At 67.6% G+C, this 774-nt stretch carries 1 protein-coding gene; it reads right to left on the bottom strand.

The genetic code is table 11. The annotated features are described in order from the left end of the window. Positions 1 to 42 precede the first annotated feature (42 nt). Positions 43 to 429, bottom strand: coding sequence for a vWA domain-containing protein (locus tag ABD209_RS15530; protein WP_344067824.1), 387 nt, complete (start codon positions 427 to 429; stop codon positions 43 to 45). Positions 430 to 774: the final 345 nt, after the last annotated feature.

Raw genomic sequence — 774 nt, 5'->3', positions numbered from 1 at the left:
TGGGCAGAGTCGTAACTCCCATCATCGGAAGACCTCGACCCATCAACCCGACACCGACACGCCCCCACGCCGACAACCGGCTACACCCTCAAATCGGAAGAGCCCGAAAACCCCGGACAGGTCGGCGGGATTGCGGGCCACCGTGGTGAGGCCGTCGACGGCGTCGGTCACGCGGCGCATGGCCTTGATGTCAGTGGCGGGACCCATGCCGATCAGCACGAGCCGGACCCGCTTGTCCGAGCGACCGGCCGCCTTGAGCTTGGCGATCAACTGGGCCTCGCTCAACCCACCGGTGGGGTCGTCATTGTCACCGCCGGTGATCACCATGACGAGGTTCTCGATCGGCGGCGGGTAGTCGGCCTGCGCGGCCTGATAGGCCGCCCAGATGGTGTCGTAGAGCCCGGTGTCGCCGCGGACCAGCTTCGGCATCCCGAGCGCCGCCTTCCGCAGCGCATTGCGATGGCTGTTCGGTCGGTGGCCTTGCCCAGGGTGGCGAAGGGGATCAGGGGCTGGTAGTCGCGTCCGGCCTGGCGGTCGCTGGAGAAGACCCACAGACCCGCGCGCGCGTCGTCGGGCAACTCGGCCATCGAGTCGTTGACGGCACCGACGGCCAGGTCGATCCGGGTCAAGGCGCCGGCCTTGTCCAGCATCGACCCCGACACGTCGACGACACTTAGACCGTATGGAGTGACCGCTCAGGATGGTTGAGTCGGTTGCGGGCCGGGGCCTCACTCACAAACACTCGTGGGTTACCGAGCAGGGGCCGCCTGCTCG

The sequence above is a fragment of the Nostocoides vanveenii genome (assembly GCF_039531165.1).
GTDB lineage: Bacteria > Actinomycetota > Actinomycetes > Actinomycetales > Dermatophilaceae > Nostocoides_A > Nostocoides_A vanveenii.
The sequence above is the reverse complement of the archived record's forward strand: the minus strand, read 5'-3'. Positions and strand labels throughout refer to the sequence as shown.

Excerpts from the sequence above, each read along its gene's own strand:
- ABD209_RS15530 (WP_344067824.1), bottom strand. The coding sequence starts at position 429 with ATGCCGAAGCTGGTCCGCGGCGACACCGGGCTCTACGACACCATCTGG.